This is a genomic window from Sulfitobacter donghicola DSW-25 = KCTC 12864 = JCM 14565, from assembly GCF_000622405.1.
In the GTDB taxonomy this organism is placed as follows: Bacteria; Pseudomonadota; Alphaproteobacteria; order Rhodobacterales; family Rhodobacteraceae; genus Sulfitobacter; species Sulfitobacter donghicola.
In genome coordinates, this window is sequence record NZ_JASF01000005.1 from 2335570 (window position 1) to 2349918 (window position 14349).

At 57.9% G+C, this 14349-nt stretch carries 14 protein-coding genes; 10 read left to right on the plus strand and 4 right to left on the minus strand.

Going from position 1 to position 14349, the window contains the following annotated elements; genetic code table 11:
- Window positions 1-346 precede the first annotated feature (346 nt).
- The gene (locus Z948_RS0112690; protein ID WP_025059939.1) at window positions 347-616 is read left to right on the plus strand and encodes a glutaredoxin family protein; all 270 of its coding nucleotides are present in this window, start codon (window positions 347-349) and stop codon (window positions 614-616) included.
- Between the two features lie 345 nt (window positions 617-961).
- Window positions 962-2632, plus strand: a complete 1671-nt coding sequence (locus Z948_RS0112700; RefSeq protein WP_025059940.1) for a SulP family inorganic anion transporter — start codon at window positions 962-964, stop codon at window positions 2630-2632.
- Between the two features lie 62 nt (window positions 2633-2694).
- Here the strand turns inward: Z948_RS0112700 and Z948_RS0112705 are convergent, their stop codons facing one another.
- Window positions 2695-3300, minus strand: coding sequence for a flavin reductase family protein (locus Z948_RS0112705; RefSeq protein ID WP_025059941.1), 606 nt, complete (start codon window positions 3298-3300; stop codon window positions 2695-2697).
- 86 nt (window positions 3301-3386) lie between these two features.
- Between Z948_RS0112705 and Z948_RS0112710 the strand changes: the two genes are divergently transcribed.
- Both Z948_RS0112710 and Z948_RS0112715 read left to right on the plus strand, forming a co-directional pair.
- Window positions 3387-3872 (plus strand): GNAT family N-acetyltransferase, encoded by a 486-nt coding sequence (locus tag Z948_RS0112710; RefSeq protein WP_025059942.1) that lies wholly within the window; start codon window positions 3387-3389, stop codon window positions 3870-3872.
- A gap of 45 nt (window positions 3873-3917) precedes the next feature.
- A complete protein-coding gene (locus Z948_RS0112715; RefSeq protein WP_025059943.1) occupies window positions 3918-4679 on the plus strand; it encodes an EcsC family protein in 762 nt (253 codons plus the stop codon).
- Between the two features lie 2 nt (window positions 4680-4681).
- Here Z948_RS0112715 and modC read toward each other — a convergent pair whose 3' ends face one another.
- The 3 genes from modC to modA are packed head-to-tail and all read right to left on the minus strand — an operon-like array spanning window position 4682 to window position 7220.
- On the minus strand, window positions 4682-5761 hold the full coding sequence (gene modC / locus Z948_RS0112720; protein WP_025059944.1) for a molybdenum ABC transporter ATP-binding protein: 1080 nt from the start codon (window positions 5759-5761) through the stop codon (window positions 4682-4684).
- The gene (modB, locus tag Z948_RS0112725) at window positions 5758-6450 is read right to left on the minus strand and encodes a molybdate ABC transporter permease subunit (protein WP_025059945.1); all 693 of its coding nucleotides are present in this window, start codon (window positions 6448-6450) and stop codon (window positions 5758-5760) included. Before modB ends, modC begins: the two co-directional genes overlap by 4 nt.
- Complete coding sequence (gene modA / locus Z948_RS0112730; protein WP_245604576.1) at window positions 6447-7220, minus strand: molybdate ABC transporter substrate-binding protein; 774 nt, start codon at window positions 7218-7220, stop codon at window positions 6447-6449. The genes modB and modA overlap by 4 nt, the downstream gene beginning before the upstream one ends.
- Here modA and Z948_RS0112735 point away from each other — a divergent pair.
- From Z948_RS0112735 to Z948_RS0112760, 6 genes are all read left to right on the plus strand, one after another.
- Window positions 7219-7761: an NUDIX hydrolase gene (locus Z948_RS0112735; RefSeq protein ID WP_342665863.1), complete on the plus strand. Its 543-nt coding sequence runs from the start codon at window positions 7219-7221 to the stop codon at window positions 7759-7761. The genes modA and Z948_RS0112735 overlap by 2 nt on opposite strands.
- Before the next feature lie 57 nt (window positions 7762-7818).
- Window positions 7819-8247, plus strand: a complete 429-nt coding sequence (locus Z948_RS0112740; protein WP_025059948.1) for a DUF1178 family protein — start codon at window positions 7819-7821, stop codon at window positions 8245-8247.
- Between the two features lie 18 nt (window positions 8248-8265).
- Entirely contained in the window at window positions 8266-8910 is a 645-nt protein-coding gene (locus Z948_RS0112745) for an SDR family NAD(P)-dependent oxidoreductase (protein ID WP_025059949.1), read from the plus strand.
- A gap of 59 nt (window positions 8911-8969) precedes the next feature.
- Window positions 8970-10211, plus strand: coding sequence for an aspartate kinase (locus tag Z948_RS0112750; protein WP_025059950.1), 1242 nt, complete (start codon window positions 8970-8972; stop codon window positions 10209-10211).
- 174 nt (window positions 10212-10385) lie between these two features.
- Window positions 10386-12626: a phosphoenolpyruvate--protein phosphotransferase gene (ptsP, locus tag Z948_RS0112755; protein WP_025059951.1), complete on the plus strand. Its 2241-nt coding sequence runs from the start codon at window positions 10386-10388 to the stop codon at window positions 12624-12626.
- 106 nt (window positions 12627-12732) lie between these two features.
- Window positions 12733-14286, plus strand: coding sequence for a trimethylamine methyltransferase family protein (locus Z948_RS0112760; RefSeq protein WP_025059952.1), 1554 nt, complete (start codon window positions 12733-12735; stop codon window positions 14284-14286).
- The last annotated feature ends 63 nt before the right edge of the window (window positions 14287-14349 follow it).

Here is a 14349-nt window from a genome sequence, read left to right on the forward strand (position 1 = left end):
TTTAGTTTTCAGGGCCGAGGACACCCGTGATGTTCGGAGTTTTTGAAAAAACTCGGCTGGCCGCGAGAGATTTTGCTGTCGTTCATCGCTTCGCGAGACATGACCGCCCGCAGCCCTAAGCGGATTTGGTAAATTTACATATTAGGCTGAACGCGACCTTTCGGGGAACACCTGAAAATGTTGCATGATGCACGAATGGCCGGTTCGGCAAAGCCGCGCTGCGGCGTGGCCTGTTTCAGTCAAGGTAGTGTTTGGGCCGCTTGCATCAACGGAAAAGTTATCAACTTTGCATTGTGCTTCGGACAGGAAATCCTAACCTCCAAAAAAGAAAAAAGGAGCCGTTCGAATGCCCAAGGCTATTTTGTATCGCATGGACCTACCGAACTATACATGTGGGTATGGGACGGCGGCCCGTGATCTATTGCGACAACAAAACTATGACATTGAAGAGCACATCTTGCGAACACGGCGGGAAACCGATGCGTTCAAAGACAAGCACCACATCACAACGACGCCTCTCATCTTCATTGATGGGGCAAAGATTGGTGGCTTCACCGATCTAAAGAAACATCTCAAGGCTAAAAAGCCGAATACAAAGCGCTTTTGGAAACGCTGATTTGAGGTGGCCAATGTCCGCTGTGCGGGCTGCGCCTGCAGAATTTTGAGCGGCTATTGAACGGCGGCTCTGGGCCGTTCATGCGGCATTCCAAAGGCCCCTTCCTACACTAAGCAACCGCTTTGCTCTTTCCTGCTCCGTTACGAGAGTTGGTGTAACTTTATGATGCTCAGGGATCGGATGCGCTCATTTTCCCGCCGTTTGCGTGTGGTGGGGATCACATTGTGCATCGGGACGCGTTTGGCCACAGGCGGGGTTTGCACTTTGGGGGTATTGTTGGTATCGGGCGGCAACGCGTTTTGACGCAGAACCCAAGCCTTATCATTGATCAGACAGGATGCCCTTATGGTGCGCTCGACATTTCGTAGTTTTACCCAAAGCTTAACGCCCAAAGACGTGACGGATTTGCGTTGGATGGGCGAGGACGGGTTCTCGGTTTCGCGTGTGCGGATTGAGCTTCTGTCGGGCCTTACCGTTGCTTTGGCTTTGGTGCCTGAGGCGGTTGCCTTTGCTTTTGTCGCTGGGGTTCACCCGTTGGTCGGGCTTTATGCGGCGTTTATGGTGGGTTTGATCACGGCGCTGATTGGCGGCCGTCCGGGGATGATTTCCGGTGCGACGGGGGCTTTGGCCGTTGTGATGGTGGCGTTGGTTGCTCAGCACGGGGTTGAGTATCTGTTTGCCACGGTGGTGTTGATGGGGCTGTTGCAGATTTTTGCGGGTGTCATGCAGTGGGGGAAGTTCATTCGCCTTGTGCCGCATCCAGTGATGTTGGGCTTTGTTAATGGTCTGGCGATTGTGATTTTCCTAGCCCAGATGGGGCAGTTCAAAGTGCCCGGCACAATGGTTGATACGGGCCATGGCATGTCGGGGGGCGAGTGGCTGTCTGGCACGCCGCTGTATCTGATGTTGGCGCTGGTTGCTGCGACAATGGCGATCATCTGGGTCATGCCGCGTATTACCAAGCTGGTTCCAGCGCCATTGGCGGGGATCGGGATTGTTGCGGCGGTTGTTATTTTCACGGGTATGGATGTGCCGCGCGTGGGGGATCTGGCCTCGATTCAGGGTGGTTTGCCGAGCTTCCACAACCCGTTTGGCACGGGTGAGGGGCTGTATGGTACTGCGCTTGCGCCGTTTAACCTTGAGACGCTTTATATCATTGCGCCTTATGCTGTTATTTTGGCGGCGATTGGTCTGATCGAAAGCTTGCTGACGCTGAACCTTGTGGGTGACATGACGAACAAGCGCGGCGGTGCCAGCCAAGAGTGTATCGCGCAGGGTGTTTCCAACACGGTGACGGGCTTTTTCGGCGGTATGGGCGGTTGCGCGATGATCGGCCAATCCATGATCAACGTGAAATCCGGTGGCCGCACGCGCGTGGCGGGGATCGCTGCTGCGGTGTTCTTGTTGTTGTTCATCGTGGTCGCCGCGCCGCTGATCGAGCTGATCCCGCTGGCTGCCTTGGTTGGTGTGATGTTCATGGTGGTGATCGGTACCTTTGCGTGGAACAGCCTGACGATCCTGCGCAAGGTACCTTTGACGGATGCCTTTGTGATTTTGCTGGTGACGGTTGTCACCGTTTACGAAGACCTTGCGGTTGCCGTTGTTGTCGGTGTGATCGTGAGCGCCTTGGCCTATGCGTGGAACAATGCGCGCCGCATTCACGCGACCAGCTACACCACGCCTGAGGGTGCCAAAGTGTATCAGGTTCAGGGGCCGCTGTTCTTTGGCTCTGCTGAGGGGTTCTCGGAATTGTTCAACGTTTCCGAAGATCCAGCAGTGGTGATTGTGGACTTCAAAGACAGCCGCATTGTGGATCAATCCGCCCTACAGGCGATCGAGGCGATGGCTGGTAAATACGAAGAAGCTGGCAAGCGGTTAGAACTGCGGCACCTGACCCGCGATTGCCATGCGCTGCTGACCAAAGCGGGCCACCTGATGATCGATAGTGATGATGATCCTGATTATCAGGTCGCGGTGGACTATCAGGTCCGCACGGGCGTCTTGGGCAGCCACTAAATTCTGAATACTCATCGCGCGCCTGTTTGGCGCGCGATGTCGTTTTGGGGGCGGTGATTGGATCAATCGTCTGGGCGGATGATCTCGAACACTTCGCGGACGGCGGAATAATCACGATACCCCAGTCGGCTAAGCGGGTTATAGCGCGACACATCGAAACGGCCCTCTACAATGCAATCGTCGCGCATGTGCACGCCGATTACCTCGCCAAAACAGACAAAGTTGGTTTCGCCTTCGATCTGGATGATTTGCGTCATGCGGCATTCGAGGGATGCAGGTGCACTGGCAACGCGCGCGCAATTGATGGCGTCGCATTCGGCCTTTTCGATGCCTGCATGGGCGAATTCATCGCTGCCATGGGGCAGGGTGGCAGAGGATTTATTCATCGCATCGGCGGCGGCATATTCAACCACGTTCACGCAGAATACGCCTGTTTCGCGGATGTTGGCCATACTGTCTTTGGTGCCGTCCACATCGTCTTTGACGCCAGTAGAGGCAAACATCACCTGCGGGGGAACATAGGCGACACCGTTGAAAAACGAATAGGGCGCAAGGTTGTCGCGGCCCTGAGCATCGCGGGTGGAAATCCAGCCGATGGGGCGTGGGGTAACGATGGCGTTGAAGGGATTATGGGGCAGGCTGTGGCCTTCTGCCGGACGATAGAACATGAATTGCCTTTCTGATGTGATTGAAACCAGAGCTAGCCCCGTGATAGGCCGCTGACCAGTGGAAAACCGACGGAGCCGATCCCAAAGTGTACGACCTGATCGCAGAAACGCCAGACGACCTTTGGGAAGTGGAGGCCTTGTACGACACCTGCTTTGCGCCGGGCCGTACGGCGCTGTCGTCTTATCGCCTGCGCGATGGTGTGGCCCCTGTTGCGGGGCTGAGCCTTGTGGCGCGGGATGATCTGGGCATTCTGGCAGGCGCAATCCGGTTTTGGCCTGTTGAGGTGGGCGGGCATGCCTGTCTGTTGCTGGGGCCAGTGGCGGTGCACCCCACCCGTCAGGGTGAGGGGCTGGGCGCGCTGTTGATCGAAACCTCGCTAGAACGCGCGGGGCCGCAAGGCTGGGACCGGGTGATGCTGGTTGGCGATGCCCCTTATTACGGGCGCTACGGGTTTGAGCGGCTAGACGGTGTTTTGATGCCTCCACCCACCAACCCAGAGCGGGTTTTGGGGCGTGCCCTGAGGGAGGGCGCATGGGCTGGCATAACGGGCGAAGTCACCCGCGCCCGTTGAAAATCACGGTTGGATTGCCCACATTATCCCCAAAGGGAGAGAAGAATGAGCAAGGACGACCTGCCGATCAAACTGGATGTAGATGCCGAGCTGGAAAAGATCGCGCGGCGCTATAAGGCCGCGAGCGGTGTGGGGATCAATGTTCTGAACCTTATTGGCGGGCAGGCGGAAAACCTGTTGGATCGTTTGCCAGCCAGCGTGCGCAAGCAGCTGGAGGGCGCAACGGTAAAGGCGCTAGACCACGCTATGACCGCAGCCAGCAAAAGCCGCGAAAGGGTGCCCGATCAGGCCTCGTGGCTGAACACGGCGGTGTCGGCGGCGATGGGGGCGGCGGGCGGCGCGGGCGGTTTACCAACCGCATTGGCCGAGCTGCCTGTCACCACCACGCTGTTGTTGCGGGTGATCGAAGGGGTCGCGGTAGAGCACGGGTTTGACCCGAAATCGGAATCGGTTCGCTTTGACTGTGTTCAGGTTTTTTCGGCCGCAGGGCCATTGGCGAATGATGACGGATCTGACCTTGCCTTTTTGACCACGCGGTTGGCGCTATCGGGCAAGGCTGTTCAGGCTGTCATTCACAAAGTGGCTCCGCGATTGGCGGTGGTGATGGGGCAAAAGCTGGCGGCGCAAACCGTGCCCGTTTTAGGTGCGGTGGCAGGTGCTGCGACGAATTACGCCTATACAAGCTATTATCAGGAAATGGCCCATGTTCATTTTGCCCTGCGCAAACTGGCGATCGAGGCTGACATCGCCCCCGAAGAGCTGAACAAGCGCCTTGCCGTCAGGATGAAGAGCCTCGCGCCGGTCTAGGCTCAGCGTCCTATGCTGGAGGGGGCGACGGTGGTGGCCTTTAGGACGGCAAAGATCTCGGCGCCTTTGGTGAGGTTTAGGGCGCTCACCGCGCGGCGGGTGACGCGCGCCAAAAGCCTGTCCTCGCCTGCCAGCAGTGAAACCGCAGCACCAGGGCCATCGCCCATGCGGATATCTTGAACGGTTACGGGCAGGATGTTCAGGGCGCTTAGGTCTGTTGGCCGTGTGCGCGACAGCATGATGTCTTGGGCCAGAATGCGCAGGCGGACCCGCGTGCCGACGCTGGCCTTTACACCGGGGAGGTCTAATGTGCCGCCGCTGATCGCCAGTTGGGACAGCCCGTCGTTGGCGTGGCTGAGGACGGTTGCCTCGATCACGGCACCTGCTTCGCGCACCCCTAGCAGCGGAACCACAGCAGGGTCACCCATGACCTCGGTGAGGGAGCCTTGGGCGGCGATTTTTCCGCCTTTGATCAGGGCAAGCGTATCGGCAAGGCGGGTGATTTCCTCCAAGGCGTGGCTGACATAGAGGATGGGCAAGCCGAGAGGGCCGTCGCGCAAATGCTCTAGGTAGGGGAGGATTTCCTGTTTGCGGGCGCTATCAAGGCTGGCCAATGGTTCATCCATGAGCAGCATCCGTGGCCCGCTGAGCAGTGCACGCCCAAGGGCAACGCGCTGCTTTTCGCCCCCCGATAGGGTGTTGGGGGCGCGTGACAGAAGGCTGGCAAGGCCCAGCAGGTCAATCACTTCGTCGCGGTTGACCTTGGTTCCTTTCGGGGCATAGCGGGTGCCAAAATCCAGATTTTGTGAAACGTCCAGATGGGGGAACAGGCGGGCATCCTGAAACACGGTGCCAAAGCGGCGTTTATGGGCGGGCACGTGGAGGCCACTTTTGGTGTCCATCAGGACTTGGCCGTCTACCTCAAGATATCCGCTATCGGGGTGCAACAGGCCCGCAACGGCGTTGATGACGGTGCTTTTCCCAGCGCCTGAGTGTCCAAACAGGGCGGTCACACCCGTGCCAGCCTCTAGGGATAGATCAAGGGTAAAGCCGTTGAACTGGTGTTTGAGCGCAAGCTTCATTTTGCCCCTCCGATCCGATCCGCAACACGGCGGGAAAGGGCTTCGGAGAGAAACACGGCGCCAAGGGCAACGGCGCAGGACAGCAGCGCCATCGCGGCGGCGGCCCCTTCGCCACCAGGGATTTGAAGCGCGGTCCAGATGGCAACGGGCAGGGTTTGGGTTTGACCGGGAATATTGGCGACAAAGGTGATGGTGGCGCCGAATTCGCCCATGGCTTTGGCAAAGCCCATGACCGCCCCTGCAAGAATGCCAGGTGTGATGAGGGGGAGGGTCACGCGCGCAAAGACGTTGGCGCGCGATGCCCCTAGGGTTGCGGCGGCCTCTTCCAGCTTTGGATCAACGGCTTGGATGGCGAGGCGCATGGCCCGCACCATCAAGGGAAAGCCCATGACAATCGCGGCCAGAACCGCGCCTGTCCATTTAAAGGCCAGCGCGATGCCGATGCTTTCCAGCGCGCTGCCAACGGGTGCGGCGGGTGAAAACAAAGAGAGCAGGATATAGCCCGTTACAACAGGCGGCAGGACCAGTGGTAGATGCACAAGGGCGTTCAACAGGGATTTGCCCCAGAACTCTTTGCGGGCCAAAACCCATGCGATCCAAAGGGCCAAGGGCACGGCGATCAGGGTCGCCCAGACAGCGACCCAAAGCGACAGGCGGAAGGCCTCCCATGCGACGGCATCCAGCGTCATTGGCTAAATCCGTGTTTTGCAAATGCGCTTTGGGAGGCGGGGCTTAGCAGGTGCTGAACAAAGGGTTGCCCTGCATCGGTGAGCGCGGCTGCGGGATAGCGGATCGCGGAATGGGCATCGGAAGGTATGGGATAGATGGTTTTTACCCGTGGGTCTGCTTGGGCATCGGAGGCATAGACAATGCCAAGGGGCGCAGCCCCCATGGCAACCAGCGCAAGAGCGGCGCGCACATTATCCGTTTCGGCCAAAGAGCCGGCAAGGGCATCCCACGCGCCGATATGTTGCAACCATTCGCGGGCGTAGTTTCCTGCGGGAACGCCATCGCGCTGGCCCATGGCAAGGCGACCGCCCTCTAGCGCCGCCATTAGGATGGTTGCGTCAGGGGCTGGCAGGGGGGCGGCATCCTTTTGGGAGATGAGGACAAGCCTGCCTGTTGCGATTTCGGGTTGGATATCGCCGTCGATTTGGTCGCGCTCTTTGAGCCAGCTCATCCAGTCGCTATGGGCGAGGACGGCCGCGTCTGCGGGGGCGCCTGCGGCGATTTGCCGTGCCAGTTTACCTGATCCTGCAAAGGAAAACGTAACAGTATCGGGGTAGCTTTGGGCGATCTCGCTCAGCACGTTGCGCAATGAAGCTGCCGCAAAGACGGTAATCGGCTCTGCGCGGGCTGGTTGGGCAAGAAAAGCCGCTGAAATGATGAAGGCAAAGAGGTATCGCATATGGTGCAGACTATCCGCCAAGCAGAGCAGGCCTGCAAGGGGCAGCCGCATGGGTGGCCTTGGGCCTGAAATCACGTTAGGACGTCCCTGTTACAAGGTTAAGGGCGGGGGTTTCCGCATCATGGGCAATCAATTACCGATTTCTTTACACGGTGGCGCAAAGGATAGCGCGCGCACGCAATTCGGTGCGCTTTGTTGGCGGCGCAAAGCGGGCAAGGTGCAGATACTGCTGATTACATCGCGCCGCCGCAAGCGGTGGATCGTGCCCAAGGGCTGGCCGATGGAGGGGAAGACCCCTGCGGCTTGTGCGTTGATCGAGGCATGGGAAGAGGCGGGTGTTGTTGGCAAGGCCAGCGATGATTGCATCGGCGTTTATTCTTATGAACGGCTGCGCGAAGGCGAAGAGACCATTCCCTGTCTTGCGATGCTATATCCGGTCAAGGTCAAGAAACTAAGGTCTAAATTCCCAGAGGTGCGCGACCGTCGCCGCAAATGGGTGTCGCGTAAGAAGGCGGCGAAGATGGTGCAGCACAAGGAGCTGGGAAAGCTGATCACGGGTTTTACCCCTCCGAAAAAATCTGCCTCTGCTTGACCGAGGCGGGGCTGATGCCCCATCCTGAGGTATGAATTCTAGAAAAGACCCAAGCCAATGATCCGTTACGCGTTGAAATGTTCAGAAGGTCATGTGTTTGAAAGCTGGTTTCAATCAGCTTCGGCTTTTGACGTTTTGGAAAAGGCGGGGCACCTTAGCTGCGCTGTTTGTGGTGTGTCGGATGTGAAAAAATCGCTGATGGCGCCGCAAGTTGTTGCGGATAAAGACAAAGACAAAGCGCCTGAGCCGCTGGCGGCAGAACCTGCGGATCAGGCCGATCCGATCGCTGAAATGCGCCGTGCCGTGGAAGAAAACGCCACATATGTCGGGGGCAAGTTTGCGCAAAAAGCCCGTGATATGCACGAAGGCAGCGCCCCCGAAGAATCGATCTATGGCGAGGCAAATGCCCAAGAGGCGCGCGCGTTGATCGAGGATGGCGTGCCAGTGGTGCCCTTGCCGTTCAAGCCAAAGCAAAAATTACAGTAAGGCGTAAAGGATCGTAGGATGACGGTTGTGATTACAGGGGCAGGGCGCGGAATTGGCGCTAGCCTGGCAGCGCATTACCGTGCGCAGGGCCTTGATGTGGTCGGCACGGGGCGGTCGTTTGCGGCTGATGTTACGCTGGATGTGACCCACCCCAGTGGCCATCGCGAGATGGCCCAAAAGCTGGAGGGGCGGGCCATTGATCTGTTGGTCTGCAACGCGGGTGTCTATCTGGATAAAGGTGATGACATTGAAACGGGCTATGGCGCCGACCTTTGGGCGCAAAGCTTTGCCACGAATGTAACGGGTGTTTTCCTGAGCGTTCAGGCGTTGTTACCGCATTTGCGCCGTGCTGCGGCCCCTCGGGTTGCGATTATCTCATCGCAGATGGGATCGTCCGAACGCGCCCCCGGCGGCAGCTATATTTACCGCGCCTCAAAGGCGGCGGCGCTGAACCTTGGGCGCAATTTGGCGACGGATTTGAAATCCGAAGGAATCGCCGTGGGGATTTATCACCCGGGTTGGGTGCAGACCGACATGGGCGGTGGCGCCGCGGAAATAACTGTGGACGAAGCGGTAAGCGGGCTAACGGCACGATTTGAGGCGCTTTCCCTAGAAAATACCGGTTGTTTCGAGACATGGGACGGGCGGCCGCACCCCTACTGATCTTGCACCTGCGCCGCTGCTAGCGTAGAGCAGCGCGGAGTTATGACGACGAGGGTCTTATGCCAGTATTGGTAATGAAATTCGGTGGCACATCCGTTGCCACCTTGGACCGTATCCGCCGCGCGGCAAAACGTGTGGGTGTTGAGGTGGCCAAAGGCTATGACGTGATCGTCATTGTTTCGGCAATGTCGGGCAAAACCAATGAGTTGGTTGGCTGGGTCAATGAAACCTCTCCGCTGCATGATGCGCGTGAATATGATGCGGTTGTGTCCAGCGGTGAAAATGTAACGGCTGGCCTGATGGCGCTGACGTTGCAGGAAATGGACGTGCCGGCGCGCAGCTGGCAGGGCTGGCAGGTTCCGGTTCAGACGACTTCGGCGCATTCGGCAGCACGGATCGAGGCGATTCCGCCAGAAAATATCATGGCGAAATTCGCGGATGGTATGAAGGTTGCTGTGGTTGCAGGTTTTCAGGGGGTCAGCCCCGAGGGCCGCATCACCACGCTGGGGCGCGGTGGGTCTGATACCACGGCGGTTGCCTTTGCCGCATCCTTTGGCGCCGAGCGCTGCGATATTTATACGGATGTTGATGGCGTCTATACCACCGACCCGCGCGTCGAGAGCAAGGCGCGCAAGCTGGACAAGATCTCGTTTGAGGAGATGTTGGAGCTGGCGTCGCTGGGCGCGAAGGTTTTGCAGACACGCTCGGTTGAATTGGCGATGCGCTATAAGGTTAAGCTGCGCGTGTTGTCGAGTTTTGAAGAACAAAGCGACGAAGCTGGCACGCTCGTCTGCGATGAGGAGGAAATTATGGAAAGCAATGTAGTCGCAGGGATCGCGTTCAGCCGTGATGAGGCGAAAATGACGCTGGTTTCGGTTGCGGACCGTCCGGGCATTGCTGCCAGCATTTTTGGGGCGCTCAGTGATGGTGGCGTGAACGTTGATATGATCGTTCAGAACATCGCCGAAGAGGGCCGCACCGACATGACATGGTCCTGTCCTGTGGATCAGGTTCAGCGTGCAAACCTTGCGATGCAAAAGGCCGCTGATGATGGTGTGATTAACTATCAGGAACTGATCGCGGATGAAGCCGTGGCCAAGGTTTCGGTTGTTGGCATCGGCATGCGCAGCCACACAGGCGTTGCCGCCAAGATGTTCAAGGTGCTGTCGGATGAGGGTGTGAATATCAAAGTGATCACAACCTCGGAAATCAAAATCAGCGTGCTGATTGATCGCAAATATATGGAGCTTGCGGTGCAAGCTTTGCATGATGCGTTTGAGCTGGATAAGCCGAAAACCTAAGGCGCCATTTCGCGGCTGGGTAAACGTATTTAAATCCAATGGCTTGCCTCATTGGGTTGATGTGGTGCATGAATTTCATGCGTCAAATCAGCTATTCTCTTCTTGCGCGTATTTATCTCTCCCAATCTATGGTTGGTGCGGGTACAATCGGCGCAAGTAGAGACTAGGGATGGCATGCAAGAACGTACTGAAAGCGACAGTAGAAAACTGTTGGGCCGTCTGCGGGATGCGTTGGCCGGTGATGATGAAGGTCAGGCGCGGCTTGATAAAATCACACATTTGATCGCGACCTCTATGGGGTGCGAGGTGTGTTCGATCTATCTGTTTCGCGATGAAGACACGCTAGAGCTGTGCGCGACCGAAGGGTTGAACAAAGACGCGGTTCACCAGACGCGCATGAAGATGGGCGAAGGTCTGGTGGGGCGTGTCGCGAAAAAGCGCCTTGTTATCAACACTTCTGACGCGCCTCAGGCGAAGGGTTTCCGCTATATGCCGGAAACGGGCGAAGAGATTTATTCAAGCTTTGTTGGCGTTCCGATCCAGCGTTTGGGCGATACATTGGGGGTGCTGGTCACCCAGTCCAAGACCGCGCGCGAGTTCAACATGGACGAGGTTTATGCGCTGGAAGTCGTCGCGATGGTTCTGGCCGAGATGACCGAACTGGGCGCGTTTGTGGGCGAGGGGGCAGCGATGTCGGCCCGCCACAGCCAGCCCGTTCTATTGCGCGGGACCGTGGCCCAAGAGGGCGTGGCCGAGGGCCATATCTGGCTGCATGAGCCGCGCGTTGTTGTCTCTAACCCGATCGCGGATGATCCAGAGCGCGAGGCACAGCGCCTGACCGAAGCAGTGGATGCGCTGCGGCTGAGTGTTGATCAGATGCTGACCATGGCCAAAGGGGACAAGGACCAACAGGAAGTCATTGAAACCTATCGGATGTTTGCGAATTCCAAAGGCTGGATGCGGCGGATGCAGGCGGATATTACGCAGGGGCTATCTGCCGAGGCAGCGGTGGAAAAAGAGCAATCTTTGGCCCAGTCTCGTATTGGGCAATCCTCTGATAATTACATGCGCGAACGGCTCAGCGATCTGGATGATCTGTCTAACCGGTTGTTGCGGATTTTGACGGGGCAAGGATCGGATACTGGCGCTGAAATGCCGAGCGATCCAATTCTGGTTGCGCGTAATATTGGGCCTGCGGAGCTGTTGGAATACGGGCGCTCCTTGCGGGGGATTATCCTTGAACAAGGGTCGGTCGGGTCTCATGCGGCGATTGTTGCGCGTGCCTTGGCGATCCCGTTGATTGTACATGCGGGGCGGATCACCAATGAGGCGCTGAATGGCGATCACGTCATGGTGGATGGCGAGCAGGGCATTGTGCATCTGCGCCCTGACGATACGGTTGCCACCGCCTTTCGGGACAAAATCGCGATGCAGGAGGCGGCGCAGGAGCGCTATTCGTCCATTCGTGACAAACCCGCCACAACCGAATGCGGGGCGACAATCAGCTTGCAGATGAACGCGGGTTTGATGGCGGATCTTCCCTCGTTGGAAAACTCGGGCGCCGAGGGCGTAGGGCTGTTTCGCACCGAGCTGCAATTTCTGGTTCGCAACCAGATGCCACGCCGCGCGGATCTGAGCGTTTTGTACAAACGTGTTCTGGATGCCGCGCAGGGCAAGCGGGTGGTCTTTCGCACGCTGGATATCGGGTCGGACAAGGTGCTGCCCTATATGAAACCCAATGAAGAGCCCAACCCCGCGCTGGGATGGCGTGCTATTCGGGTCGGGTTGGACAAACCGGGGATTATGCGGATGCAGCTTCAGGCCTTGTGCCGCGCTGCGGATGGTGGGCCGCTGACGGTGATGTTCCCGTTTATTGCCCAGTTTGAGGAATACCGCGCAGCCCGCGCAGAAGTGGACAAGACATTGGCCCGCGAGGCCAAGCTGGGCCACAAACTGCCATCCTCTATCGAGGTGGGGGCGATGCTAGAGACGCCAAGTCTGGCTTTTGCACCGGATAAGTTCTTTGAAGAGGTCGGTTTTTTGTCGATCGGGGGCAATGATCTAAAGCAGTTTTTCTTTGCGGCGGATCGGGAAAACGAACGGGTGCGCAAGCGCTATGACACGTTGAACGTCAGCTTTCTGAGCTTTCTTGAGCGGATTGTAGAGCGCTGTGATGCGACGGGCACGCCTTTGTCGTTTTGCGGAGAAGACGCGGGCCGCCCTGTTGAGGCGCTGTGTTTTGCGGCGATCGGGATGCGCTCTTTGTCGATGCGGCCGGCATCCATCGGGCCTGTAAAAAGCCTGTTGCGGCGGAGCAATCTGGCCGAGGTGCGCGCCGTGATCCAAGAGGCGCAGGACAGGGGCGAGATGACCGTTCGTCCTGCGGTTATGGAATATTTGCGCGCAAAGCACTGACAGCGATCTTTTGCGGTAAGGTCGCAAAATCGCCCCTCCGCGTCGCTGAATTGTGATGCAGGCCCGCGGTGGCTCTGGCTTCATGGTAGCTAAAAAGGGGGCTGCCATGCAAACATCCAACCGTAAATCAGGACGTGCCGGAGGGCGCAGCGCGCGCCGTGCCACGCGCGAGGCGACAGATTTCAGCATGTTGCCAGGGCTGACGCGGTCTTTGCCTGTTTGTGAGGTGATGGACGAAGAGCAGGTGCGCAAGATTGATGATGCCTCTATGTCCATTCTGGAAAATGTCGGTGTCGTCTTTCGCGATCCTATCGCGCTAGAGGATTGGCGCAAGGCGGGCGCGGATGTTGAAGGCGAGCTGGTGCGGCTGGACCGTGAGCTGGTTCGCGAGCTGATCAAGACGATCCCCAGCGATTTTACCTTTCATGCGCGTAACCCCGAACGGAACGTGCGCCTTGGCGGCAAACATTCGATGTTTATCCCGATGACGGGGGCGCCGTTTTTGCGGGATCTGGATAATGTGCGCCGCAACCCCACGCTGGACGATTTGGCGATGTTCCACAAGCTGGCGCATATGATGCCTGCGCTGCATTCCTCGGCCCACCATATCGTAGAGCCATACGACCACGCGATCAGCCACCGCCATTTGCGCATCACTCATTCGTCGATGAAATACTCTGACAAGACCTTTATGGGCATGACCACCAGCCCAAAGAACGCCGAAGACGTGCTGGACATGTGCGCGATCCTTTTTGGCGCGGAGTTCATGGAAACGCACCCTGTTGTGACAGGGAACTGCAACGGGAATTCGCCGCTGGTTTGGGATGAAACGATGCTGGGCGCGATGCGCGCGTTTAACAGGCGCAATCAGCCTGTGCTTTGCTCTCCTTTTGTATTGGGGGGCGCGAACACGCCGGCATCGGTTGCGCCCACAGTTGCGCAGCTAAACGCCGAAGCGCTGAGTGCGCTGGCCTATACGCAGGTGGTCCGCAAAGGGTGCCCCGCGATTTACGGGCATTATCTGGCGACTGTTTCGATGAAATCCGGCGCGCCGATGGCTGGCACGCCTGAAATCAGCATGATGAACTTTATGATCGGGCAGATGGCGCGGTTTTATGATATCCCGTGGCGCACGTCGAACACGCTGGGCGGGTCCAAAGTATTTGACGCCCAAGCCGGATATGAGAGCGCAACAACGCTATCTGCTGTGATGCATTCGGGGGCCAACTATATCTGGCATTCGGCAGGGTGGAACGAGGCGGGGATGCATTGTTCGACCGCGAAGTTCATTGTGGATGCGGAGCAATGCGCGATGGCCTATCGCATGGCCGAAGGGCCACGGTGGGATGACTTTGACGCAGGGATCGCGGCCGTGTCAGACATTGGCCCAGGGGGCCATTACCTAGGCCATCCGCATACGTTGGAGAACTTTCAGCGTGCTTTCTTTATGCCAGAAATGATGGATAACAATTCGATCGAGCAATGGCAGGCCGAGGGCAGCATCGAGATCACCGAGCGCGCGTTGACCCATGCGCGCAAACTGCTAAGCGAATACCAAGAGCCAAAGCTGGATCAGGCGGTCAACGAAGAGCTGCTGGCCTATATCGACAAACGCGAGCGGGAAATCCCCGAGGCGGATGAGCTTAATCAAACGTATTAAGGGCTGCGTTGTGCTGGGCGCTATCGCGTAGAAAATGACTTGGGGGCCTGTATGGGCCCCTGA